Here is a 23,598-nt window from a genome sequence, read left to right on the forward strand (position 1 = left end):
GTGGCATCCCCGTCCTCACAGGGCCCTGGCGCCTACCGCATCCAGCCCGGGCGCATAGAGCTGAATGCCGACCGCGGCGACACCGAGCGCATCCGGCTCGTCTTCGTGAACACGGGCGACCGCCCGATCCAGATCGGCTCCCACATCCACCTGCCCGATGTCAACGCCGCGCTCGAGTTCGACCGCGACCTCGCACGCGGCTTCCGTCTCGACATCCCCGCCGGCACGTCCCAGCGCTTCGAGCCGGGAGCATCGCGGGCGCTGGACGCGGTGGCCCTGCGCGGGGCGCGCCGGGTCCCCGGCATCCAGATCAAAGCCGATGGTGAGGAGCTGCTCGATGGTGTGGCTTGATCGATCGCGGTATGCGGCCATCTACGGGCCCACCGTCGGAGACGAGGTGCGTCTCGGCGACACCGATCTGTGGATCCAGATCGAGCGCGATCTCACGGTCGGCGGCGAAGAGGCGATCTTCGGCGGGGGCAAGTCCATCCGCGAGTCCATGGCGCAGGCGACGACCACTCGAGCGGACGGCGCTCTCGACACCGTCATCACGAACGCGATCATCCTCGACTGGTGGGGCATCATCCGCGCCGACATCGGCATCCGGGATGGTCGCATCGTCGGAATCGGGCATGCGGGCAACCCCGATGTCAGCGACGGCATCGACATGATCATCGGCCCCTCGACCGATGTGGTTTCGGGTGAGGGACGGATCGTCACGGCAGGCGCCATCGACTCGCACGTGCACCTGCTCTCGCCGTCGCAGATCCACGAAGCCCTGGCTACGGGGATCACCACGATCGTGGGCGGCGGGACGGGCCCCTCGGAGGGATCCAAGGCCACCACCGTCACCCCCGGAGCGTGGCATCTGTCGGCCATGCACCGGGCGCTGGACCCGCTGCCCATGAACGTGCTGCTGCTCGGCAAGGGCAACACGGTGTCGATGGCCGCGCTGAAGGAGCAGGCGCTCGCAGGCGCCGCCGGGTACAAGGTGCACGAGGACTGGGGCTCGTCGCCCGCCGCGATCGACGCCTCGCTGCGGGCGGCCGAAGAGTGGGGCCTGCAGGTCGCGCTGCACTCGGACTCGCTGAACGAGGCGGGCTTCGTCGAATCCACGATCGACGCGATGGCCGGCAGATCGATCCACGCGTTCCACGTCGAAGGCGCCGGCGGCGGCCATGCCCCCGACATCCTCTCGATCGCGGGCCTGCCGAATGTGATCCCGGGCTCGACCAACCCCACGCTTCCGCACACCGTCAACACCGTCGCCGAACACCTCGACATGCTGATGGTCTGCCACCACCTGAACCCCGCAGTGCCAGAGGATCTCGCCTTCGCCGAGTCGCGCATCCGTGCCACCACGATCGCCGCGGAAGACATCCTCCACGACATCGGAGCGCTTTCCGTCACGTCGTCGGACGCGCAGGCGATGGGGCGGATCGGCGAGGTGATCACGCGCACCTGGCAGGTGGCGCACGTGATGAAGCACCGCAGAGGCGCGCTTTCCGGGGGGATGCCGGCAGACAACGAGCGGGCGCGGCGGTACGTCGCGAAGTACACGGTCAACCCCGCGATCGCCCACGGGATCGCCTACGACGTGGGGTCGATCGAGGTGGGCCTGCTGGCGGACCTCGTCGTGTGGGACCCGAAGTTCTTCGGGGTGCGGCCCGCGGTCGTCATCAAGGGCGGCGCGATCGCGTGGGCCGCGCTGGGCGACCCGAACGCATCGATCCCCACGCCCCAGCCCGTGATGATGCGACCGTCCTTCGGCGACACGATCGGAGCCGACCTGTCGGTGACGTACGTCTCGCCCGCGGCGCTGGATGCCGGTCTCGCCGACACGCTGGGGCTGCGCCGCCGACTCGCCGCGGTCGAGCCCACTCGCCACATCGGCAAGGCCGACATGAAGAACAACGACGTCCTGCCCTCCATCCGCATCCGTCCCGACACCTTCGAGATCGCGATCGACGGCGAGGACGTCGAGCCCGCACCCGCGGCATCCCTCCCCCTGGCCCAGCTGTACAACATGTTCTGAGTCGGCCCATGGACTCCGCCCCCCACACCGTCGCCATGCTGCTCGCCGACGCGCGCCTGCCTTCGGGCGGTCACGCCTTCTCGGCGGGCGTCGAGCCGGCCATCCAGGGCGGGCTGGCGCGGGCCGACGTGGGTGCATTCCTGCGGGCCAGGGCGCGGACGACGACGCTGGTCGATGCGGCGACCGCGGTGGTCGCGCGGCACGCCGGCCTCCGCGGGTCGTCGTACGCAGCCGTCGAGCAGGCATGGGCGGCGCGCACTCCGAGTCGCGCGGCACGCGTCGCCTCGATCGACCTCGGCCGCGGACTGCTCCGACTCGCCGAGCGCCTCTGGCCGCACGCTCCGGCCATCGCCCCGCTGACGCGCGCGGACACGACGCCCCCTCGCCCGATCGTGCTGGGTGCGGTCGCCGCCCATGCAGGCCTCGACGCCGAGACGCTGGTGCGCGTCGCGGTGTACGACGACATGGCGGGCGGGGTCGCGGCCCTCCTCAAGCTCGAACCCGGCGATCCCGTCGACGGCGTGCGGCTCGTGCTCAGCGCGTGCGCCACCGTCGAGCCCTTCATCTCCCAGCTCGCCGCACTCGACTCTCCCGAGGCGATCCCGGCGGCGAGCGCCCCCCAAGCAGAGGCGTGGACCGAAGCCCACGCCGTGACGAACAGGAGACTCTTCCGTGCCTGACTCCCCTCTCATCCCCCGCGCCCTCCGGCTCGGCGTCGCCGGCCCTGTCGGCACCGGAAAGTCCTCGCTGATCGCGACGGTGTGCCGCGCTCTCGCCGACGAGTTGCGCCTGGGCGTCATCACGAACGACATCTACACCGATGAGGATGCCCGGTTCCTCCGGTCGGCCGGAGTGCTCGACCCCGACCGCATCCGCGCCGTCGAGACGGGTGCCTGCCCGCACACGGCGATCCGCGACGACATCACCACCAACCTGCTCGCCGCGGAGGACCTGGAGCGGGACTTCGCGCCGCTCGACGTCGTGCTCATCGAGTCGGGCGGCGACAACCTGACCGCGACCTTCTCGCCCGCGCTGGTGGACGCGCAGATCTTCGTCCTCGATGTCGCCGGCGGCGGCGACGTGGCCCGCAAGGGGGGTCCCGGCATCGGACGCGCCGACCTCCTCGTGGTCAACAAGACCGACCTCGCGCCCTATGTCGGCGTCGACGTGCCGCAGATGGTGGCCGATGCCGAAGCCGCCCGCGACGGCCGGGCGGTCCTCGCGCTCTCGCGCCACGATGCAGCCTCGGTTGCAGCGCTGCGCGCGTGGGTGCTGTCGATCCTCGCCGGTCATCGCGCCGGAACCCACATCGCCCAGGACCCGGGACCGATGGCCCCGCATTTCCACGCCGACGAGGAGCATCCGGAAGGCGGGTTCATCCACGCGCATGCTGACAGCGCCGAGCCGTCGGGACACGAGGACCACCACCACGACGACCACGACCACCACCACCACGACCACGACCACGACGCCGCACGCACGCAGGTCGTCGCGGGGAGGAATCCCCACCGGTGACCGCCACGCACATCGCGGTGACGGCAGCCGAACCCCGCGCGCACGTGGACCTCGCGGTCGGCGCGCTCGCTCCGCGCCTGATCTCGCGGGACGCCCGCCACGCCCATGTCGCCGTCGCCGCGGCCGGCATGGTGCTGCTGGGCGGTGACCGGGTGCACGTGCGCGTCGACGTGGGTGCCGGGTGCACGCTCGCCATCGAGGATGTCGGCGGCACAGTGGCATACCCCGGGGAGCCGTCCTCGTGGATCCTCGAAGCGAGGATCGGACGCGGAGCGACGCTGCTGTGGAATGGGCTGCCGTTCGTGGTGACGGACGGCGCGGACGTCGAGCGCCGCTGCTCCCTGACCCTCGAACCGGATGCGCGGGCGCTCATCCGCGAGACGCTGGTGCTCGGCCGGCACAGCGAGCGCGGTGGCCGGCTCGTGTCCGCCCTGGCCGTGGTCGACGAGGCCGGGCCGATCGTGCTCGAGAGGATGGAAGCGGACGGCTGTGCGCCCGAGCCGGGAGTTCTCGGCGACAACCGCGTGCTGGATGCCGTGACTGCTGTGGGATTCCGCCCACCGACGCACGCGGGAGACCTCGAGTTCGAGCGCCCGGGCGCGATGGCGCGCCACCTCTCCGATCACACGCACAGCTCGCCCCTCGATCCGGTGTGGGATGCCTGGGCCGCGCACGCGGAGGCACGCCTTCGCGAGGCCGAGCCGGTGGCCGGACCGTGACCGCGCCTTCAGCGGCGACGTCCCTGGACGAGGGTCGCGCGGGCCTCAGCCGGAGCACCCTCGGAGTGGTCGCATTCATCACCCTCCTCCACGTCCTCGGCTGGGGAGTGATCGCGCTCGTCGTCATTCCGGCAGGCATTCCGCTGGGGGGCGGCGGCGGCGCGGTGGTGACGGTCGGCGTCGGTCTCACGGCCTACGCCCTCGGGGTCCGGCACGCGTTCGACGCCGATCACATCGCCGCGATCGACAACACCACCCGCCGCCTGGCCGGGCTCGGAAGGCCCGCCACCACGGTCGGCTTCTGGTTCTCGCTCGGCCACTCCACCGTCGTCGTCGTGCTGTGCATCCTGCTGACCCTCGGGGTCGCAGCCGTGGGCTCGTCGATCGCCGACGACTCCTCAGCCCTGCGCACGTGGACGGGGGTCATCGGCCCGAGCGTCTCGGGCGTCTTCCTGCTCATCATCGCCGCGGTCAACATCTCTGCATTCCGTCATCGGCATGGGCACCGCGGCGGGCCGGTCCTCCGACTGCTGGGCCCCTTCGAGAAGGCCGTGGACCGCCCCTGGCGGATGTACATGGTCGGCCTCCTTTTCGGCCTGGGCTTCGACACCGCGACCGAGATCGGTCTGCTCACTCTCGCGGGAGCGGCCACGCTCGTGTCGGTCCCGTGGTGGGCGGCCCTCACCCTGCCCATCCTGTTCGCGGCCGGGATGAGCGCCTTCGACACGTCCCAGGGCGCGATCATGCGACGTGCATACACGTGGCAGCCCGGTCGCCGAAGAGTCGCCGAGGTGTATGCGACGGCGATGACGGGACTGTCCGTCGTCGCTGCGATTCTCATCGCCGTGGTGCAGCTCGCGGGCGTGCTCGTCGCGAATCTCGGGCTGGGAGGCCCCCTCCCCTGGCTGGCGTCGGTGGGCATCGATGAGCTCGGCCTGGTGCTCACCGCTCTGCTCCTGGTCACGTGGGCCTCGGTGCTGGTCGTCACGCGCCGACCCCGGGTGCGTGGCGCGTGACCGCCGCGCGTGCGCGCCTCGTGACCGCCCGGCGGACCGCTATGAGGGAGCGAGAGGGCGCCCGTCCCTTTTCTGTCAAGCACGAGGCCGCCGAGAGGTCCGACGGCTAGCCTGACCCTGCGCGCTGCGGACGCACCCACGCGGCGACAGCATCCGTCACCGAAGGGAACTGCGGGCGATGACAGGCGAAGCGATCATCGGGCCCGTCTCGCCCCCTGACCTGCACGTCATGACCCTCAATGTGCGGCGCCGGGTGGACCGCCCCGGCTGGCGGAAAGCCGACCGGTGGGAGGTGCGGCGCCCGGCGCTCGAGGCGCTCCTGACATCGGAACGCCCCTCACTCGTCGGGGTGCAGGAGGCACGGCCCGACCAGACCGACGCGATCGCCGCGCTGGGCTACCGGTTCGCCGGCCGTCGCGAGGCGGCCGACGGCCGCGGCGAGGGCTGCCCGCTCTTCTACGAGAGCGAGCGGCTCGAACTGCTCGAGTGGCGGCAGGAGGCCCTCTCCGACCGGCCCGATGTCAGCGGATCGACGTCGTGGGGCAACCTCATTCCGCGCATCATGGTGAGCGCTCGGCTGCGGGATCGCGCCACCGGCACAGAGCTCCTCGTCATCAACACCCACCTGGACCATCTGTCGGCGCGCTCCCGGGTGCGGAGTGCCGAGCTGATCCACGATCGGGTGGCCAGCCAGACGCTGCCCGTCATCGTGATCGGCGACCTGAACGCGGCGGAGTCTTCGCGCCCTGTCCGAGAGCTCCTTCGCGGCGGTGTGGCGAGGGATGCCTGGACCGCCGCTTCCGAGCGCCTCACGCCCGAGTGGGGCACGTTCGCCAACTATCGGCCTCCCCGGGAGGGCCGGGCCCGGATCGACTGGATCGCCGTCACCCCGGATGTCGAGGTCACGCGCGCGGCGATCAACGCGACGCGATTGGAGGGCCGCTGGGCGTCCGATCACCTTCCGGTGCAGGCGGTCGTGCGGCTGCGCGGCGCGAGCCCGGCCTGATCGGCAGAGCTCACGTGCCGAGCACGCGCCTCCTCAGCGCCGCGCGAGCGCCTCGAGGTCTCCGCCGACCAGGCGCTGCGTCGTCCACTCCTCCATCGGGAGGGCGCCGAGCGAGCGGTAGAAGGCGATGGACGGAGCGTTCCAGTCCAGCACCGTCCATTCGAGGCGCGAGTACCCTCGCTCGACGCAGACCTCGGCCAGCGACGCGATGAGCGCCCGCCCGAACCCCCGACCCCTGTGTCGGTCGAAGACGAACAGGTCTTCCAGCCAGATGCCGTGCCGGCCCGTCCAGGTCGAGTACGTGACGAACCAGATCGCGATGCCGACGATCTCGCCACCCTCCTCGACGACATGGGCGGACGCCCGCGGGTCGTCTCCGAAGAAGGTCTCGGCGAGCGCGTCGGTCGTGTTGAGCACGGCATCAGGCTCGCGCTCGTAGTCGGCGAGCCCCTGGATGCAGGCCAGGATGCCGGTCTCGTCGCCGCTGCGGGCGGCTCGCAGCACTGCTCCGCCTTCGAGGGCGCGATCGATCACCGGGTGACCTCGACGTCGGCCCGCGCGGATCGGCGTCGGCGGACGAGCGCCACCACCGCCCGCCAGCCCACCAGGAACAGCAGCAGGACGACGCTCGCGACCACGACGAACGCGACCGCCACTCCCTGGTCTGAGACGCCGCGCAGCACCATCCCCGTGATCACGGTCAGCGCCCAGATGCCGATTCCCGCGCGGCGGACGGCGAGCGGATGCTGCCACGCGCGCGTCAGGAGCCACCCGAGGACGAGGCCCACCAGGAACGGCCACGCCGTCTGAGCGACGCCTGCGAGCGTCAGGTCTTCGGTGTGGCTCGCCCGGCCGATCACCGCGAACACGATCACGAGCACGACGTCGAGCGCGAACGCGGCGGCGATCAGGCGCGACCGCAGCGCGGGGGCCCGATCAATGGAGGGCGTGGCCATGTGGGACTCCTTGCGACCATTCCATCCTCGCGCACCTCGCACGGCGCCGAGGACGACGTCAACGGAAGTCCTCGGGCTCGACGTCGTCGATGAACCGCTTGAACTCGTCGAGGCTGCGATCGACGTCCGGCTCGTCGTCATCGTCGTCGTCCGCGTTCTCGACGAGCGTGTCGAGTACCCCCGCCTCGGTCATGACGGCATCGGCCACCCAGATGGGCGCGCCGACACGCGAGGCCAGCGCGATGGCATCCGAGGGCCGCGAGTCCACGACGCGATCGCCGAAGGCGGAGGTCACGGTGATGGCCGCATAGAAGGTGCCGCCGTCGATCCGGGTCACGTCGACGCGGCTCACGGCGGCATCGAGCGCGGCGAGCAGCTCCCGCATGAGGTCGTGGGCGAGGGGCCGGGGAACGACCGCGCCCTCGATGGCGACGAGGATCGACGTCGCCTCCTGCTCGCCGATCCAGATCGGGAGCACGAACCCCGATCCTGCTTCTTCATCCATCGGCTTCAGCAGGATGACATGCTGACCGGCAGGGTCCAGCGCGACTCCGGCGACTCGGACTTGCATCGCTCACACCCCCGCTCGGTCTTGAGCCTGGAGCAATCGTAGGCGCGCGCCTCACGGGAGGGAACGGGGGTTGCGCCGATCGCGCGTCGGTCGCATCATCGACCTTCCTTCCCCGGAATGGATGCCGCAGACCCGCCGTTGCACTCACCGTGAAGCGCTTCGGAACACTCTCGTTCGGCCACTACGGTCCGCTGGGCGGTGGCCGCGAGCTGACCGCGGCCGACTCGATGCTGCAGGCCATCGACCTGGCCCAGGGCATGGACGACCTCGGTGTGAACGGCATCTGGTTCCGCGTGCATCACTTCGCCCGGCAGCAGTCCTCGCCGATGCCGCTGCTCGCCGCGATCGCGGCCCGCACCGAGCGCATCGAGATGGGCACCGGCGTCATCGACATGCGCTACGAGAACCCCCTCTACCTCGCCGAGGAAGCGGCATCCGTCGATCTCCTGAGCGGCGGCCGGCTGTCGCTGGGCGTGAGCCGCGGCTCACCCGAGACCGTGGTGCGCGGCTACGAGGCCTTCGGCTACACGGGCGCCGAGGACCCACGCGGCGCCGACATCGCCCGGGACCACTTCTCGCGCTTCCTGCGAGCCATCGAGGGCGAGGGCCTCGCGGAGCGCGACGCCTCCAGCCCGTTCGGCGGAGGCACCGGCATGCAGCGCATCGAGCCGCATTCGCCCGGCCTGCGCTCACGCGTCTGGTGGGGAGCCGGCAATCGCGACTCCGCGGAATGGGCGGGTCGCGTCGGGGTCAACCTCATGTCGTCCACGCTCCTCACCGAGGATCGCGGGCTGCCGTTCGATGTGCTGCAGGCCGAGCAGATCGATGCCTTCCGAACGGCATGGCGGGATGCCGGGCACCCTGGCGAACCGCGGGTCTCGGTGAGCCGGTCGATCTTCCCGCTGACGACGGCTGAGGACCACCTCTACTTCGGCGGGCGCAACGAGGGGGAGGGCGTGGGATACATCGACGGCTTCCGCTCCACGTTCGGCAAGACCTACGCGGCCGAGCCCGATGTGCTCGTGCAGCAACTGGCCGAGGATGCGGCGATCGCGAGCGCCGACACGCTGATGCTCACGATCCCGAGCCAGCTCGGGGCCGAGTTCAACCTGCGCATCGTGGAGTCCTTCGCGACGCACGTCGCACCCTCTCTCGGCTGGGAGAGCACGCGGGCCTGATCCTGTGCGGCCGGCGCTACGCCACGCCGGCCCGTCGCGCCGACTGGACGGCATCTGCGACATTGCCCTCGAAGGGGCTCCCGTGTCCAGGAAGGATCGTCGTCGCACCGGTGGCCGCGAGTGCATCCAGACTCGCCAGCGCGGCCCCGGCATCGGCCGTCGCCGCCTTCGCCACCACCCGCGGACCCGTCAGGCTGGTGTACGGATCGAGGGTCACGAGCGCATCGCCTGAGAACAGGATGCCCCGGGACGCCAGGTGGAAACCGCAGTGCCCGTACGTATGACCGGGCGAGAAGATCGGCACCAGTCCACCCGGCGCATCGACCGGCTGCCCGGGCGTCACGTCGGTGCGGGCGGGCGTCCCCTTCACACGGAGCGCGCCCGCGGCCATCATCCGTGCGAGGATCGGCAGCCCGCCGGGGTGACGCAGCGGAGCGAGCACCCGCGAAGACTGGCTGCGATATCGATACGGATGCCGCGCGAGCGGCCCGTCGACCGGGTGGATGTGGGAGGCGACACCGTGATCGTCGCGCAGCTTCTCGGCGAACCCGACGTGATCGAAGTGGCCGTGGGTCAGCAGGAGCGCGTCGATGTCGGAGGGCCTGGCCCCCACCGTGTGGAGCGCTCGCTCGAGCAGCGGCCACATACCGGGAAGGCCCGCGTCCACGAGGGTCAGGCCCCCGGCATCCCTGATCAGATAGCAGTTCACCCCCGCGCGGTGCAGCCTGAAGACGCCCTCGGCGACGCTCGTCACACCTTCCGGATCCAGTGCCATCCCCACACTGTCGGGCCTGCTCACGCTCGACCGACTGGGGCTTGCGTGTCCGAAGGCCGCGGTGTTATGTCGCCGCGAGCCGGCGTCCGCCCCGCGGATCACAGGTACTCCCGTGAGCGTCAGCGTGTCAAGGGGCATGTCCCGCGCGGCATCCGTCCCTAGCTTCATATCCACCGGATGACTGGAAGGGACGCCTGAGATGAGCCCCGTCGCTGACACGCATGTCCGCCCCGCTGACGCGGCACCTCCGGTGCGGGGCGACGAGCGCCGCAGACACTGGCTCATCCCGACGGGGATCATCGCGGCGGTGGCCGTGGTGCTGTTCCTGGGCACCTTCGAGCTCAACCCGCCGATCGCGCTCACCGGGATMGTGCTCGTCGTGCTCTTCTACATCGCCATGCTGATCTGCGCACTCGCGTCCAAGAACGTCCACAACCGCAATGTGGCGTTCCTCTGGCTCTTCGGAGCGATCATCGTGGCCTCTTCGCTGCTGCTCCTCTTCCTCTTCGCGATCGAGCAGATCAGCTGACCACCCGCGCGGACACCGCGTTCACCGGACCTCGCTGGCAACGAAAGGAACTGAACCATGTCGGTACCGCGTCGCGATCACCAGGTCGAGACGTAGTCCGAGACGCGCTGCTTCGCCGCCTGCTCGACGAGCGGAAGCCCGCGGCCGACGGCCTGCTCGATGCGCTGCTGCGCTGCGCCGTTCCGGAGCGCATAGCCGTCGAAGTCCGTCGTGCTGGCGTAGACGCCGAGCGGGAGGGTGAGCGACTGGAAGAAGCCGAACAGGGGCCGCAGCTGGTGCTCCAGGATGAGCGCGTGGCGCTCACCCCCGCCCGTCGCCGCCAGCAGGACGGGCTGGCCGACGAGCGCGTACTGATCGACGAAGTCGAAGAGGTGCTTGAACAGGCCGGTGAAGGAGGCGCGGTAGACCGGGCTCGCGGCGATGAGCAGATCGGCGCCCTCGATCGCGAGAAGCGCGTCCTCCACCTCGTCGGGAAGGTGGTCGCGCTGCAGCGCGCCCGCCAGCGACGGGCCCAGCGTGGTCAGGGTGATGACCTCGGCCTCGATCGGCGTTCGCCGTCCCACGGCCTCGATGATCGATTCCACGAGCACCGTGGTCTTGCTCGGCTCGTGCAGCGACCCCGAGACCCCCACCACCTTCAGCGGCCGGCGCAGCGCGCCGTCGAACACGGAGGAGGCGTCGAAGCCGTCGGAGATCGTCATGGTCCGACGGTACGGCGGGCGATGGCGTGCATGTCTCGCTGCGCGACACCCGGCGTCACACAGTCGTCATGCCGCGTAACGAGCGCCCTCGCGAGTCCGTGCCGACCGGGCGAGGACGCCTCCCCTTCGCCGGGCGACCCCGGCCGGGCCGCCCGGCGCGCGGCTATAGAGTCGTCAGCATGGCCACCAAGAGCACCCGCCCCGCCGCCGAAGAAGAGTACGAGCTCGAAAGCAAGTCCACCCTCTGGGGCTTCCTCGCCGGAATCATCGTCGCCGCCTTCATCGCGGTCCCGCTGTCCGCGTCGTTCGCGTTCGCGACGCACCCGAACACGCAGCAGCTCTTCGGCGACCGCCTCTCAGAGGCGACGGACGGCGGATACCGGCTCTTCTGGTGGCTCGTGACCGCGCTGCTCATCGCGATCCCGTTCCTCGTCGGCTTCGCCGTGGCGAAGCTGTCCGGAAGGACGCTGGCGATCGTCGGTGGGATCATCGCCGTGTTCGTGATCGCGATCCTCGTCGTCGGCCAGCTCTGGGTCTTCTGACCCTTCCGCCTCGACCTCAGGCGTGCGCCGGCACTCCGACGCGGTCCGCGCGCGAGTAGACGTTCATCGACTCGCCGCGGAGGAATCCCACCAGGGTGAGTCCGGATGCCTCGGCGAGCTCGACGGCGAGCGAGGACGGCGCCGACACCGCCGCCAGTATCGGGATGCCGGCCATCACAGCCTTCTGCACCAGTTCGAAGCTCGCGCGTCCGGACACCTGCAGCACCATGCCGCGCAATGGCAGCCGGTCGTTCATGACGGCCCAGCCGACGACCTTGTCGACCGCGTTGTGCCGGCCGACGTCTTCGCGCACCACGAGCTGCTCCCCCGTCACCGCGTCGAACAGGGCGGCGGCGTGCAGCCCGCCCGTCTTGTCGAAGGCCGCCTGACCGGCGCGCAGCGTCGCGGGGAGCGACGCGAGCATCTCTGCGTCCACCACTGCCGGATCGATCGACACGTCGTACGACGACACCGTCTCGACGGCATCGATCGACGCCTTGCCGCACAGCCCGCAGGAGCTCGTCGTATAGAAGCTGCGCGCGATGTCGGGTGAGGGCGGGCGCACCCCGGCGGCGAGCGACACGTCCAGGATGTTGTAGGTGTTCTCGGCCGCAGGGCCTGCCGTGCCCGGCCCGCCGCAGTGGATGGCCGAGCGGAACTCGTCGCCGCGAGAGATCACGGCCTCCGAGACGAGGAACCCCGCGGCGAGCTCCACGTCGTGGCCAGGCGTGCGCATCGTCACGACGAGCGGCGCTCCTCCGACCCGGATCTCCAGCGGCTCCTCCACGGCAAGCGTGTCGGGTCGTCGCGTCTCGCCTGCGCCGAGTGTGATGCGGACGACCGGCTTGCGTGTGGTGATGCGTCCCACGCTCAGCCGCCGATCGCGTTCATCCCGCGCGCGGGCTGCAGGAAGCCGGGGTCGTTGATCGCATGCCCGGGGAGCTTGCCGCGGACGCAGGAGCGCAGCATCCCGTCGATCCCGTCGTCTCCCCCTCCGGAGCGGAGGATCGGCAGCAGGTCGTACTCCGTGGTCGAGAACAGGCAGTTGCGCAGCTGGCCGTCGGCGGTGAGTCGCAGGCGATCGCAGTCGCCGCAGAACGGTGCGGTCACCGAAGCGATGACTCCCACTGTGCGCGGACCGCCGTCGAGCGTCCACCGCTCTGCGGGCGCCCCACCGCGACCGGGCACAGGGGTCAGTGCCCAGCGATCCGAGAGAGCCTCGAGGATCTCGTCGCGGGTCACCATGCGCGATCGGTCCCAGGTGTGGCCGGCGTCGAGCGGCATCTGCTCGATGAAGCGCAGCTCGGCCTCGTGATCGAGGGCGAATTGCACGAGGTCGATGAGCTCGTCGTCGTTCACGTCCCGCATCGCGACGGCGTTCAGCTTCAGGGGACGGAGACCGGATGCCGCTGCCGCCGCGATGCCGGCCAGCACGTCGTCGAGCCGGTCACGGCGGGTCAGGTCGCGGAAGCGGTCGCGACGCAGCGTGTCGAGCGAGATGTTGAGGCGCCCGAGGCCGGCGTCGATGAGCCCGGGGAGGATCTCGGGCAGCCGGATGCCGTTCGTCGTCATCGCCAGTTCGACCGGGCGGCCGTCTGGGCCCTCGATCTCGGCGAGACGACGGACGATCTCCACGATGTCGCCGCGCAGCAGCGGCTCGCCGCCCGTGAGCCGGAAGGTGGTGACGCCGGCGGCGGCGGCGACCGTCGCCACCCGCACGATCTCATCGAGGGTGAGGATGCTGGTCCTCGCGAGCCACTCGTTCCCCTGCTCGGGCATGCAGTACGTGCAGCGGAGGGAACAGCGGTCGGTCAGCGAGATCCGCAGGTCGCGGTGGACGCGCCGAAACGTGTCGACCAGCGGACCGGATGCTTCGGCACCACGTGACTCCGCATCGGAGGGCGATGCGGCGCGGGGGCGCGGCATCCCGAGCATCGTCGTCATGTCACACACCTCCCGCCCTTTCTTCAAGGGTAGTCGCGACGATCAGGGGTGGGTGGTCAGACCATATGTTTCGACGTCGAGCCATCCACGGCTCGCGGCCTCGAAACCTGGGAGCATCCTGTGTACCGTGGGCCCCACACCCACTCCTGCTGTGGAGGACACATGGACTGGCTCGATCCGCTGCTGCTCGCCCGCTGGCAGTTCGGCCTCACGACGCTGTACCACTTCCTGTTCGTGCCGCTCACCCTCGGCATGGCGCTGACGGTCTCGATCTTCCAGACGGCGTGGTTCCGCACCGCGAACGTGAAGTGGCTGCACCTGACCCGCTTCTTCGGCAAGATCTTCCTGATCAACTTCGCGATGGGCGTCGTCACGGGCATCGTGCAGGAGTTCCAGTTCGGCATGAACTGGTCGTCCTACTCTCGCTTCGTCGGAGACGTCTTCGGCGCTCCCCTCGCGTTCGAGGGCCTCATGGCGTTCTTCTTCGAGGCGACCTTCATCGGCCTGTGGATCTTCGGGTGGGACAAACTCCCCAAGGGCCTCCACCTCGCGACCATCTGGATCGCGACGATCGGCGCGTGGTTCTCGGCCTACTTCATCCTGGCCGCGAACGCCTTCATGCAGAATCCGCGCGGGTACCAGATGGCCTCAGACGGATCGCGCGCGGAGATGACGGATTTCTTCGCCGTGCTGTCGAACCCGGTCGCACTCGCGGCGCTCCCTCACACGCTCTTCGCGGCGTTCATGATGACGGCGGGGGTCATCATCTCGGTCTCGGCCTGGCAGCTCGCGCGTCGGCAGAACGTCGAGATGATGCGCTCGTCACTGCGCTACGGCCTGTGGGGCATGATCATCGCGTTCGCGGGCGTCGTCCTCTCGGGCGACCAGCTGGGCCTCGTCATGGTCTCGACCCAGCCGATGAAGATGGCCGCCGCCGAAGCGCTGTTCGACACCGCCTGCGGGGCGGACGCGTCGTTCTCGATCTTCACGCTGGGTACCCCGGACGGCACGAGCGAGCTCTTCTCGATCCGCATCCCCTATCTGCTCGCACTCCTGTCGACCCACTCCTTCGACGGCTGCGTCGAGGGCATCAACGACCTCAACGCGCTGTACACCAACGAGCTGTTCCCCCAGTTCGCCGATCAGGTCGACGGCAGCTTCGCCCCCGTCCTCTGGGTCACCTACTGGTCGTTCCGCTGGATGATCGGCCTCGGCGGCGTCGCCGCACTCACCGCGGTCGTCGGGCTGTGGCTCACGCGCAAGAAGGCCAAGCGAGAGGTGCCGGCATGGGCCTGGAAGCTGGCGATCTGGGCGTGGCCCGCGTCGCTGTTCGCCATCCTCGTCGGCTGGATCTTCACCGAGATGGGCCGCCAGCCCTGGATCGTGTTCGGCCTGATGCTGACCGAGGACGGGGTCTCGCCCAGCGTGCCGGGCTGGACGGTGCTGATCTCGCTCGTATCCTTCACCCTCATCTACGCGGCGCTCGCGGTGGTCGAGATCGGTCTCATCACCCGGACCGCCCAGCAGGGACCGGAACCGCTGCCGGGACCCGACGACCCCGATCCCTTCGACGCGGCGCTCGAAGAGACGCCCACGACGGTCTACTAGGAGGACGCCATGGATCTCGCCTACCTCTGGTTCTTCATCGTCGGATTCCTCTTCGTCGGCTACTTCGTGCTCGACGGCTTCGACTTCGGCGTCGGCATGTCGCTCCCCTTCCTGGGACGGGATGACATCAGCCGCCGTCAGATCATCAACACGATCGGCCCGGTGTGGGACCTCAACGAGACGTGGGTCATCGTCGCGGGCGCGTGCCTGTTCGCGGCGTTCCCCGAGTGGTACGCGACGCTGTTCAGCGGTTTCTACCTCGCACTGCTGCTCATCCTGCTGGCGCTCATCCTCCGCGGCGTCTCGTTCGAGTACCGCCATCAGCGCGACGGACTGCGCTGGAAGAAGGGCTTCGACACCCTCATCGTCGTGGGCTCCGCCGTTCCGGCGCTCCTCTGGGGCGTCGCGGTCGCCAACATCGTCCAGGGCGTGCCGATCGACGCCGACTTCGAGTTCACCGGCAGCCTCATCACGCTCCTGAATCCGTACGGCCTCCTCGGAGGCATCACCACGCTGCTGCTGTTCTTCACGCACGGGGTGTACTTCGTGGCGCTGAAGACCGACGGGCAGGTGCACGACGATGCCCGGGCGCTCGCCCGGCGCAGCGGCATCCTGACCGTCGTCTTCGCGGCCGTCTTCCTCGTCTGGACGATCCTGCTCGCCTTCGGCGAAGGACGCCCGCTCGCCTGGCTGGTCGTGATCTTCTCCGCCATCGCCGCCGTCCTGCTTATCGGCTCGGTCATCGCGAACACACGGGACCGCGAAGGCTGGGCGTTCGGCTTGGGCGCCTTCACCATCGTCACGGCGGTGCTGGCGCTGTGGTTCGCGCTGTTCCCGTTCGTCATGCCGTCCTCGACCGATCCGGCGTTCAGCCTGACGATCGAGAACGCCTCGAGCACCGAATACACGCTCACGATCATGAGCTGGGCGGCCCTGATCTTCCTGCCGCTCGTGCTGCTGTACCAGGGCTGGACGTACTGGATCTTCCGCAAGCGCGTGTCGCGGACGCGCATCGAGCGCGCGGCGGCGCTGGTGCACTGACACGCCCCCGTGCTGCCGAATCCACCCGTTCGGCCCGAGACCACGCGTTCTCGTGCGCGATCTCGGGTGGATTCGCGGGGAAAGGGTGGATTGGGGAGGACCGTGCGGGACGCGCGGCGGTGAGTAGGGTCGAGAGCGAATGAGTGAGACGGTCCCGGCGCCTCCCGCGCCGAAACGCACACCGCCGGTCGACCCGCGGCTGCTGCGGCATGCGAGCGCCTCGCGCTGGTTCTTCCTCGCGATCGCCGTGATCGCCGTGGGGCAGACCGCGGTCATCATCGCCTTCGCGTGGCTGCTGACGCGGGCGATCGTCGGTGCGATCGACGGGATGCCGCTCGGCGACCTCTCGGCCACCCTCATCGCCCTCGCGGCCGTGGTCGCGCTGCGCGCCGTGCTGCTCTGGGCCCGCGAGACCGTGGCCGCCCGCGCGGCATCGCGGGTCGAGGCGCAGCTGCGGGGCCGCCTCGTCGAGGCGGTCGGGATGCTGGGCTCCGGCTGGCTCGCCGCGCGCAACTCCGCCCAGCTCGCCGTCACAGCGGGCCGCGGCCTCACGGCGCTCGAGGCCTACTTCGGCCGCTACCTGCCCCAGCTCGTCCAGACGATCATCGCGACTCCGATCCTCGTCGCGGTCATGTGGTGGCAGGACTGGATCTCGGGCCTCACCGTGCTCTTGACTCTCCCCCTGATCCCGCTGTTCATGGTTCTCATCGGGCTCGCCACCCGGTCGGTGCAGCAGCGGCAGTGGAAGACCCTGCACCACTTGGCCGCGCGCTTCGCCGACACCGTCCAGGGGCTCGCCACGCTCAAGGTCTTCGGGCGGCAGCACCGGGCCGCGGCATCCATCGCCTCGGTCACCGAGCGCTACCGGCGCGAGACGATGAAGGTCCTGCGGGTCTCGTTCCTCTCGGGCTTCGCACTCGAGTTCCTCGCATCGATCTCGGTCGCGATCGTGGCCGTCTCGATCGGGTTCCGGCTGCTCGACGGATCGCTCGCTCTCATGGTCGGGCTGTTCGTGCTGCTGCTCGCACCCGAGGCCTACCTGCCGCTCCGGCAGGTAGGCGTGCAGTTCCACGCTGCCGCGGAGGGTGTGGCGGCGACGGACGATGTGTTCGAGGTGCTGGATGCCGCGCGCCTGGTCCACGGTCGGCATACGGTCGCGTCACACGGGCCTTCCGGCGTGGGGCTGGCTGTCGATCGCCCGGGCCCTCGCCGAGCGCACACGGGAATCACGCGGATAGCGGGGGCTCTCGGTGAGAGCACGGGCGATCGGCAAGGGCAAGGACGGGACGAGGGGGAGGAAGGACGGGGAGGCGTACCCGCGCTCGTCCTCGACCGCCTCCAGGTCCGGCGCGGGGAGCGAATCCTCCCACCGGTCGACCTCTCCGCGCTCCCGGGCACGGTGGTGCTGCTCGAGGGACCGAGCGGGGCCGGCAAATCCAGTGTCTTCGCCGCCCTGCGCGCGGCCGCGCCCGTCGAAGGAACGGCGCAGTACGGCGGCCGGGACATCCGCTCGCTGCCGCCGTCGGAGTGGCTCGCCTGGGCGGGTCAGCATCCGGGACTCATCGCGGGCACGATCGGCGACAACGTCTCGCTCGGGGATGCCGCACCTGACGCCGCGATGATCGTGCGAGCCCTCGAGCTCGCGTGCGCCGGCGATCTCGACGACAGCCAGGAGCTCGGGGTGCAGGGCGCGGGGCTCTCGGGCGGCCAGGCCCAGCGCGTCGCCGTCGCCCGCGCGTTCTACCGCCACCTGCGCGGCCGCGCCCCTGTCATCGCGCTGGATGAGCCGAGCTCGGCGCTCGATCAGGCCACGGAACGCCGGCTCTGGCAGTCGGTCCGCACGCTCGCCGACGACGGGGCGACGGTCCTCCTCATCTCGCACCGCCCCACAGCACGTCAGATCGCCGACGTCGTGGTCCGCCTCGAATCCGCAGAGGTGCCCGCGTGAGCGCGGTCGACCAGCGGACGGCGCACGTCGGCGTCCCGGCCTCGACGTCGCGGCAGGTGCTCCGCGGGGCGATGCCGCCCGCACGGCGGTTCTGGCCGGGCGCGGCATCCGGGTTCCTGTCGGAAGCATCCGCGGTGGCATTGCTCGCGGTCAGCGCCTGGCTGATCGTGCGGGCGAGCGAGCAGCCCCCGGTGCTGTACATCTCGATGGCGGTCGTCGGCGTGCGGCTCTTCGCGATCACGCGGGCGGCCTTCCGCTACACCGACCGACTCGCCAGCCATGATGCGGCGCTCCGGCAGCTGGCCGCGACCCGCACCGCACTCGTGCGAAGGCTCATCCCGCTCGCGCCCGACGGCCTGGCCCGCACCCGCCGGGGATCCGTGCTCGGAGCCCTCGTCGACGACGTCGACGACCTGCAGAACCTGCCCCTCCGGGTCGTCCAGCCGCTCATCACCTCGAGCGCGGTCGCGGTGGGTGCGGTCGTGCTCGTCGCATTCGTCTGGTGGCCGGCGGCGGTGACGCTGCTCGCGTGCCTCCTGCTCGCCGGTGCCGCATCCCTGCTCTGGGGCTGGGCCTCGGGCTCCCGCGCCGAGCGGGCGATCTCGCCGTTGCGGGCTCGACTGGCGGATTCCGTCCTCGACCATTTCGCGAGCCTGGACGTGCTGGAGGCATACGGAGCAGCCGCCGCGAGTCGCGCCCGCATCGCGTCTGCCGACGCCGAGCTCCGCCGCGCGGTGACGCGCCGCACGGCCTCGCAGGCAGGCACCACCGCCGTCGTGTCGCTGCTCGCCGGCATCGCCTCGATCGCCGCGGTGTGGGTCTCCGCGCCCGCCCTTGCGGACGGCAGCCTGACCGGCCCATGGCTCGCGGTGGCCGTCCTCGTTCCCATGGCGGTGTTCGAGGTGTTCGGCGCCGTGCCGATGGCCGCCTCCGCCTGGCGCCAGGTGCGGGCGTCGGCCGAGCGCATCGCCGGCGCGCTCCCCGCCGCCCTTCCGGACGGTCTGGTCGCCGAGACGGCGGCGGCGACCGGTTCGGCGCCTGCCCTCGGCGACGGCCTGCGTCTGCGTGGCGTGTCCGCCCACTGGCCCGAGGCCGGCATCGCACTCGACGGGATCGACCTCGACGTGCGCCCAGGCGAGCGGGTGCTCATCGTCGGATCGAGCGGCGCCGGCAAGACCACCCTCGCGCACGTCCTCGTGCGCTTCCTCGACATGGCCGGCACCTATGAGATCGGCGGGCGATCGGTGGCGACGCTGGCTAGCGACGACCTCCGGCTGGCCGTCGGGCTGTGCGAACAGCATCCGATGCTCTTCGATGAGGACATCCGGCAGAACCTGCTGTTCGCCGACGACTCCGCAATGGATGCCGAGCTCCTGGCGACTCTCGACCGCGTGGGGCTCGGAGCCTGGGTCGGCGAGCGAGGCGGACTGGATGCGCGGGTCGGCGAGCGCGGCGCCCTCGTGTCGGGCGGGCAGGCGCAGCGCATCGCGCTGGCGCGGGCGCTGCTGCGGGGCTTTCCCGTGCTCGTCCTCGACGAGCCGACCGCGGGCGTCGACCCCGAGGCATCCGAGGCGCTCCTCACGGACCTGCTGTCGGCCGTCGGCGACGATCAGGCGGTGGTGCTGATCTCGCACGTGACGGTGCCGACCGGGCTGGTGGACCGTGTGGTGCGGCTCGAGGGCGGCCGGATCGTCGGCTGACGCGGCGGAGGCGCCGGAGTTCAGCTGGGCGCTCCTCAGAGCCCCATCGCGAAAGCCTGCACCCCGGCGTGCGACGGCAGCGGCGCGAAACCCAGGCGCGGGTAGAACGCCATGGCACCGCTGTTTCCCGTCGAGGCCGTCAGATGGAGTCCGGTCACCCCCCGCTCCCGCAGTGCCCCGGCGAGCGTCTCGATCAGCCGCCGACCCCAGCCCTGCCCCTGCAGCTCGGGCAGCAGGTCGATGTGGAGGTGGGCGGGATAGCCCTGCTGCGCGTAAGGCTCCGCGCCCGCACGCCGGCCGTAGGCGTAGATGAGGACGCCGTCCTGCCGCGTGCCCTCGCTCTCGGGTCTCGGCCACCGCTCGGCGAAGGCGGGCCACCACTCCCCCGCGAACCAGTCTTCGAACGAGGCGGTGTCGGGGGCGCCGACGACGTAACCAGCGATGCGACCGTCGTCAGTCTCGACCACGAAGGCGAGATCGGGATGCCGCGCGATGTAGGGCAGGACGAAGATCTGCGCCCACAGATCGTCGTCCTCCAGTACGCCGGTCGCGTCGCCGCCGTTGTCGGCGGTCTTCAGGCAGATGTCGGCGAGGGCGGGCTCATCGCCGGGTCGGAAGGGGCGGATGCGCGTCACCCGCCCGATTCTAGAGTCGGAGCAGCCGCAGCCGCGGTGACGACCGTCAGGCAGGAACGAACCGGACGCTCTCGGGATCCACTCGCAGCGCGACGGTGACCCCGGGCGCCAGACCCGCTTCGGCGACCCGGTCAGCGGGCAGGTCCACGGCGACCTCCGGCTCAGCGGTGCGCACCCGAACGCCGGCAGGAGTCTGCTCCAGCCGCGTGACCCTGGCGATCCACTGACCAGGGCCGCTTCGGACAGGCTCGGCCGTGGCGGGCTCGAGCTGAACGGCCGCGGGCGGGAAGATCGCCGCCGCATCGCCGGGTCTTCCCGCGGGATGGGCGAGAGACATCCCGCCGCTCGACCACGATCCGCCCTCGACGATCCCGACGACCCGGTTGAGACCCGAGACGGCGGCCACGAACCGGGATGCCGGAACCCGCAGCACATCCCGCACCGCACCGGCCTGCGTCACGCGCCCGCCCTCGACCACCACGAGTCCGTCGGCGAGTGACACCGAGTCCACGGCGTCATGCGTCGCGACGACCGCGGTCGTGTGGGTGGCGGACAGCTGCTCGCGCAGCAGCGCGCGGAGGTCCGCCGCGGTCTCGGTGTCGAGCGAGGTCAGCGGCTCGTCGAGGAGCAGCGCCGCGGGTGCAGTGGCCAGGGCTCGCGCGATCGCGACGCGCTGCTGCTGGCCGCCCGACAGCTCGGCGGGGCGCCGGGCGCCCATTCCGCCGAGCCCGACGCGCGCCAGCCACTGCTCCGCTTCGTCTCGCGCGACCCGCTTCGGGATGCCGCGCGCCAGCAGCCCGAAGGCGACGTTCTCACTCGAGCTGAGGTGCGGAAAGAGCCGCGGGTCCTGTCCGAGCAGCACGACGCCCCGCCGAGACGGCGTCACGTGCGCGCGGGCGCCGGGCGCGGCATCCAGTGTCCGCTCCCCCAGCCGCACGTGTCCGTCACGGAGCGGGATGAGGCCCGCGAGCGCGCCGAGGAGCGTGGACTTTCCCGCTCCCGAGGGGCCCATCACCGCGACGACCTCGCCGGCCGCGGCATGGAGGGCGACGTCCAGGACGAAGCCCGCGCGCTCCACCACGATGCGGGCGTCGAGCGCAGCGCCGGTCATCGCGGGGTCTCCGGCCGCCACGCCCGCACGAGCAGCAGCACCCCGATCGCCGTGACGAGCAGCAGCAGAGACAGCGCCACGGCCGTGCCCCGCGTGACGCCCGCCCCGTTGAACGCCGTGTAGATGGCCAGCGGCATGGTCTGCGTCACCCCGGGGGCGTTGCCGGCGAAGAGCGCGGTGGCCCCGAACTCGCCGATGGCGCGGGCGAAGCACAGGATCACGCCCGCGAGAAGGCCCGGGCCCGCCAGAGGCAGCGTGACGCGGCGGAGGATGGTCCAGCGCCCGGCACCGAGCGCGGCGGCCGTGTGCTCGTAGCCGACCCCGGTGGTCCGCAGCGATCCCTCGACCGCGAGCACGAGGAACGGAAGCGCCACGAAGGTCTGCGCGAGGACGACGGCGGTCGTGGTGAACGGGATCCGAATGCCGGCCTCGGCGAGGATCCCCCCGAGCGAGCTCGTCCGGCCGAAGAGGAACAGCAGCGCGATGCCCCCGACCATCGGCGGCAGCACGAGCGGAACCGTCACGAGGGCGCGCAGCACTCCTGCCCACCGGGGTGCGCTCCGGGCGATGACGAGCGCAAGAGGCACCCCGAGGATGACGCACGCGGCCGTCGCGACGAGTCCTGTTCCCAGCGACAACAGCAGCGCCGAGACCGCCTCAGGCGCGGTGACATCCGTCCACAGCGTCGACCAGTCGACGCGTGCCACCAGGGTCGCGAGCGGCACGACGAGCAGCGCGAGCCCGAGCAGCGCCGGGATCAGCAGCACCTGCGGGACGAACCCGGCTCCCTCGCGTCTCACGGCGGTCCGAACCCCCGCCCGGCGAGCACCGCCTGGCCGTCGGCACTGAGGACGAACTCCGCGAACGACGCAGCCGCCTCCGGGTGTGCGGCGCCGGCCAGCGGGGCGATCGGGTAGCGGTTGACGACAGCAGGCGCACCGGGGGGCGCGAAGGATTCCAGGTCAGTACGGCCGCGCACGTCGGTGGCGTAGACGAGGCCGGCGTCCGCCTCGCCCGCCGCCACCTTCGTGAGCACCGCTGTCACGCTCTGCTCCGAGCTGGCGGGGACGACGGACACGCCCGCATTCGCCAGCAGAGTCTGGGATGCGGCCCCGCAGGGAACCTCGGGCGCGCACAGCACCACGGTGACGCTGTCGTCCGCGAGATCGCCCAGGTTCTCGACGCCGCCCGGATTGCCGGCGGGAAGCACGACGACGAGCGTGTTGGTCGCGAAGACCCGTAAGCCGCCGGCCACGCCGGCCGCCGTCACACGCTCCATCGTCGCCTCGTCTGCCGAGGCGAAGAGGTCGGCAGGGGCGCCTTCGATGAGCTGAGTGGCGAGAGTGCTCGAGCCGTCGTAGACGATGGGGAGGACCTCGAGGCTGGGATGCTGCGCCTCGAAGGCGGTGGCGAGGTCGTCGAACGCCTGCTTGAGCGATGCGGCGGCGTAGATGGTGAGTTCGCCCGAGACGTCGGGGAGCGCCTGCGGATCGGCGCCGGCGCCTGTGTCGATCGCCGTCGGGTCGCTGTCGTCACGGCTCTCGACACCGGACGTGCATCCCGCCATGAGCAGCCCGAAGGCGACGAGCGCCGCGGCCGCGACGACGCGCTTCACGCGTGCGCTCGCGGTGTCTCGACGATCACGTTCGTCGCCTTGACGACGGCGACCGCGAGCGAGCCGACTTCGAGGCCGAGATCGTGCACCGCCTCGGCAGACAGCAGCGACACGACGCGATGAGGTCCCGACTGGATGTCGACCTGCGCCATGATCCCGTCGACCTGCACCCGCGTGACCAGCCCGACGAAGCGGTTGCGGGCACTCGAGAGGACGTCGGTCGGGTCGGATGCTGCACGCGCGAGCTCGACGGCACGTTCGGCGAGGGCGTCTCCGGCGATCTCCGCCGGGGTGGCCCGGGTGGTCGGAAGCAGCCCCTGGTCGACCCAGCGCCGCACGGTGTCGTCGCTCACTCCGAGCAGGCGAGCGGCCTCCGCGATCTTGTAGTCGGGCATGTGATCACGGTAGCACCGCGAATGCGGTCAAACGGCTGAAATTCCTCCGCATCTGCGG

At 70.8% G+C, this 23,598-nt stretch carries 26 protein-coding genes; 14 read left to right on the top strand and 12 right to left on the bottom strand.

What is annotated here, in order from left to right; genetic code table 11:
• The 7 genes from ureB to AC1DP3_RS06005 all read left to right on the top strand — a co-directional run bounded on the left by ureB (position 1) and on the right by AC1DP3_RS06005 (position 6,291).
• Positions 1 to 351 carry an urease subunit beta gene (ureB, locus tag AC1DP3_RS05975; RefSeq protein WP_477292223.1) on the top strand — a complete coding sequence of 117 codons (351 nt, stop codon included), beginning with the start codon at positions 1 to 3 and terminating at the stop codon, positions 349 to 351.
• The gene (locus AC1DP3_RS05980) at positions 338 to 2,035 is read left to right on the top strand and encodes an urease subunit alpha (RefSeq protein WP_477292224.1); all 1,698 of its coding nucleotides are present in this window, start codon (positions 338 to 340) and stop codon (positions 2,033 to 2,035) included. Before ureB ends, AC1DP3_RS05980 begins: the two co-directional genes overlap by 14 nt.
• An 8-nt stretch (positions 2,036 to 2,043) precedes the next feature.
• Positions 2,044 to 2,715, top strand: a complete 672-nt coding sequence (locus AC1DP3_RS05985; RefSeq protein ID WP_477292225.1) for an urease accessory protein UreF — start codon at positions 2,044 to 2,046, stop codon at positions 2,713 to 2,715.
• Complete coding sequence (gene ureG / locus AC1DP3_RS05990) at positions 2,708 to 3,550, top strand: urease accessory protein UreG (protein WP_477292226.1); 843 nt, start codon at positions 2,708 to 2,710, stop codon at positions 3,548 to 3,550. The genes AC1DP3_RS05985 and ureG overlap by 8 nt, the downstream gene beginning before the upstream one ends.
• A complete protein-coding gene (locus tag AC1DP3_RS05995) occupies positions 3,547 to 4,269 on the top strand; it encodes an urease accessory protein UreD (RefSeq protein ID WP_477292227.1) in 723 nt (240 codons plus the stop codon). Before ureG ends, AC1DP3_RS05995 begins: the two co-directional genes overlap by 4 nt.
• Positions 4,266 to 5,285, top strand: a complete 1,020-nt coding sequence (locus AC1DP3_RS06000; RefSeq protein WP_477292228.1) for a HoxN/HupN/NixA family nickel/cobalt transporter — start codon at positions 4,266 to 4,268, stop codon at positions 5,283 to 5,285. The genes AC1DP3_RS05995 and AC1DP3_RS06000 overlap by 4 nt, the downstream gene beginning before the upstream one ends.
• Before the next feature lie 178 nt (positions 5,286 to 5,463).
• Entirely contained in the window at positions 5,464 to 6,291 is an 828-nt protein-coding gene (locus AC1DP3_RS06005) for an endonuclease/exonuclease/phosphatase family protein (RefSeq protein ID WP_477292229.1), read from the top strand.
• Positions 6,292 to 6,324: 33 nt separating this feature from the next.
• Here the strand turns inward: AC1DP3_RS06005 and AC1DP3_RS06010 are convergent, their stop codons facing one another.
• The 3 genes from AC1DP3_RS06010 to AC1DP3_RS06020 are packed head-to-tail and all read right to left on the bottom strand — an operon-like array spanning position 6,325 to position 7,818.
• Positions 6,325 to 6,822, bottom strand: a complete 498-nt coding sequence (locus AC1DP3_RS06010; RefSeq protein ID WP_477292351.1) for an N-acetyltransferase family protein — start codon at positions 6,820 to 6,822, stop codon at positions 6,325 to 6,327.
• Positions 6,822 to 7,247 (bottom strand): DUF3054 domain-containing protein, encoded by a 426-nt coding sequence (locus tag AC1DP3_RS06015; RefSeq protein ID WP_477292230.1) that lies wholly within the window; start codon positions 7,245 to 7,247, stop codon positions 6,822 to 6,824. The genes AC1DP3_RS06010 and AC1DP3_RS06015 overlap by 1 nt, the downstream gene beginning before the upstream one ends.
• Before the next feature lie 58 nt (positions 7,248 to 7,305).
• Positions 7,306 to 7,818 (bottom strand): bifunctional nuclease family protein, encoded by a 513-nt coding sequence (locus tag AC1DP3_RS06020; RefSeq protein WP_477292231.1) that lies wholly within the window; start codon positions 7,816 to 7,818, stop codon positions 7,306 to 7,308.
• Positions 7,819 to 7,967: 149 nt separating this feature from the next.
• Here AC1DP3_RS06020 and AC1DP3_RS06025 point away from each other — a divergent pair, with 149 nt between their 5' ends.
• Entirely contained in the window at positions 7,968 to 8,996 is a 1,029-nt protein-coding gene (locus AC1DP3_RS06025) for an LLM class flavin-dependent oxidoreductase (RefSeq protein ID WP_477292232.1), read from the top strand.
• Positions 8,997 to 9,012: 16 nt separating this feature from the next.
• On the opposite strand, the gene AC1DP3_RS06030 is transcribed toward AC1DP3_RS06025, so the two are convergent.
• Complete coding sequence (locus tag AC1DP3_RS06030) at positions 9,013 to 9,771, bottom strand: MBL fold metallo-hydrolase (protein ID WP_477292233.1); 759 nt, start codon at positions 9,769 to 9,771, stop codon at positions 9,013 to 9,015.
• Positions 9,772 to 9,970: 199 nt separating this feature from the next.
• Between AC1DP3_RS06030 and AC1DP3_RS06035 the strand changes: the two genes are divergently transcribed.
• A complete protein-coding gene (locus tag AC1DP3_RS06035; RefSeq protein WP_477292234.1) occupies positions 9,971 to 10,300 on the top strand; it encodes a hypothetical protein in 330 nt (109 codons plus the stop codon).
• Between the two features lie 77 nt (positions 10,301 to 10,377).
• On the opposite strand, the gene msuE is transcribed toward AC1DP3_RS06035, so the two are convergent.
• A complete protein-coding gene (gene msuE / locus AC1DP3_RS06040; protein ID WP_477292235.1) occupies positions 10,378 to 11,001 on the bottom strand; it encodes an FMN reductase in 624 nt (207 codons plus the stop codon).
• A gap of 179 nt (positions 11,002 to 11,180) precedes the next feature.
• Here msuE and AC1DP3_RS06045 point away from each other — a divergent pair, with 179 nt between their 5' ends.
• Positions 11,181 to 11,543 (top strand): hypothetical protein, encoded by a 363-nt coding sequence (locus tag AC1DP3_RS06045; RefSeq protein WP_477292236.1) that lies wholly within the window; start codon positions 11,181 to 11,183, stop codon positions 11,541 to 11,543.
• A gap of 16 nt (positions 11,544 to 11,559) precedes the next feature.
• Here AC1DP3_RS06045 and fdhD read toward each other — a convergent pair whose 3' ends face one another.
• Positions 11,560 to 12,411, bottom strand: a complete 852-nt coding sequence (fdhD, locus tag AC1DP3_RS06050; protein WP_477292237.1) for a formate dehydrogenase accessory sulfurtransferase FdhD — start codon at positions 12,409 to 12,411, stop codon at positions 11,560 to 11,562.
• A 2-nt stretch (positions 12,412 to 12,413) separates the two neighbouring features.
• Positions 12,414 to 13,469, bottom strand: coding sequence for a GTP 3',8-cyclase MoaA (gene moaA, locus AC1DP3_RS06055; protein WP_477292352.1), 1,056 nt, complete (start codon positions 13,467 to 13,469; stop codon positions 12,414 to 12,416).
• A 180-nt stretch (positions 13,470 to 13,649) separates the two neighbouring features.
• On the opposite strand from moaA, the gene AC1DP3_RS06060 reads away from it, so the two are divergent.
• The 4 genes from AC1DP3_RS06060 to cydC all read left to right on the top strand — a co-directional run bounded on the left by AC1DP3_RS06060 (position 13,650) and on the right by cydC (position 19,784).
• Positions 13,650 to 15,095: a cytochrome ubiquinol oxidase subunit I gene (locus AC1DP3_RS06060; RefSeq protein WP_477292238.1), complete on the top strand. Its 1,446-nt coding sequence runs from the start codon at positions 13,650 to 13,652 to the stop codon at positions 15,093 to 15,095.
• Between the two features lie 9 nt (positions 15,096 to 15,104).
• Positions 15,105 to 16,136 (top strand): cytochrome d ubiquinol oxidase subunit II, encoded by a 1,032-nt coding sequence (gene cydB, locus AC1DP3_RS06065; RefSeq protein WP_477292239.1) that lies wholly within the window; start codon positions 15,105 to 15,107, stop codon positions 16,134 to 16,136.
• A gap of 139 nt (positions 16,137 to 16,275) precedes the next feature.
• Entirely contained in the window at positions 16,276 to 18,084 is a 1,809-nt protein-coding gene (gene cydD, locus AC1DP3_RS06070) for a thiol reductant ABC exporter subunit CydD (RefSeq protein WP_477292240.1), read from the top strand.
• A complete protein-coding gene (gene cydC, locus AC1DP3_RS06075; protein ID WP_477292241.1) occupies positions 18,081 to 19,784 on the top strand; it encodes a thiol reductant ABC exporter subunit CydC in 1,704 nt (567 codons plus the stop codon). The genes cydD and cydC overlap by 4 nt, the downstream gene beginning before the upstream one ends.
• Before the next feature lie 35 nt (positions 19,785 to 19,819).
• Here the strand turns inward: cydC and AC1DP3_RS06080 are convergent, their stop codons facing one another.
• The 5 genes from AC1DP3_RS06080 to AC1DP3_RS06100 are packed head-to-tail and all read right to left on the bottom strand — an operon-like array spanning position 19,820 to position 23,540.
• The gene (locus tag AC1DP3_RS06080; protein WP_477292242.1) at positions 19,820 to 20,419 is read right to left on the bottom strand and encodes an N-acetyltransferase family protein; all 600 of its coding nucleotides are present in this window, start codon (positions 20,417 to 20,419) and stop codon (positions 19,820 to 19,822) included.
• Positions 20,420 to 20,465: 46 nt separating this feature from the next.
• Positions 20,466 to 21,530 carry a sulfate/molybdate ABC transporter ATP-binding protein gene (locus tag AC1DP3_RS06085; RefSeq protein ID WP_477292243.1) on the bottom strand — a complete coding sequence of 355 codons (1,065 nt, stop codon included), beginning with the start codon at positions 21,528 to 21,530 and terminating at the stop codon, positions 20,466 to 20,468.
• The gene (locus AC1DP3_RS06090; protein ID WP_477292244.1) at positions 21,527 to 22,330 is read right to left on the bottom strand and encodes an ABC transporter permease; all 804 of its coding nucleotides are present in this window, start codon (positions 22,328 to 22,330) and stop codon (positions 21,527 to 21,529) included. Before AC1DP3_RS06090 ends, AC1DP3_RS06085 begins: the two co-directional genes overlap by 4 nt.
• Positions 22,327 to 23,145, bottom strand: a complete 819-nt coding sequence (modA, locus tag AC1DP3_RS06095) for a molybdate ABC transporter substrate-binding protein (RefSeq protein ID WP_477292245.1) — start codon at positions 23,143 to 23,145, stop codon at positions 22,327 to 22,329. Before modA ends, AC1DP3_RS06090 begins: the two co-directional genes overlap by 4 nt.
• Positions 23,142 to 23,540 (bottom strand): TOBE domain-containing protein, encoded by a 399-nt coding sequence (locus AC1DP3_RS06100; protein WP_477292246.1) that lies wholly within the window; start codon positions 23,538 to 23,540, stop codon positions 23,142 to 23,144. The genes modA and AC1DP3_RS06100 overlap by 4 nt, the downstream gene beginning before the upstream one ends.
• Positions 23,541 to 23,598 lie beyond the last annotated feature (58 nt).

It is taken from the genome of Microbacterium sp. P5_B6 (assembly GCF_056400345.1).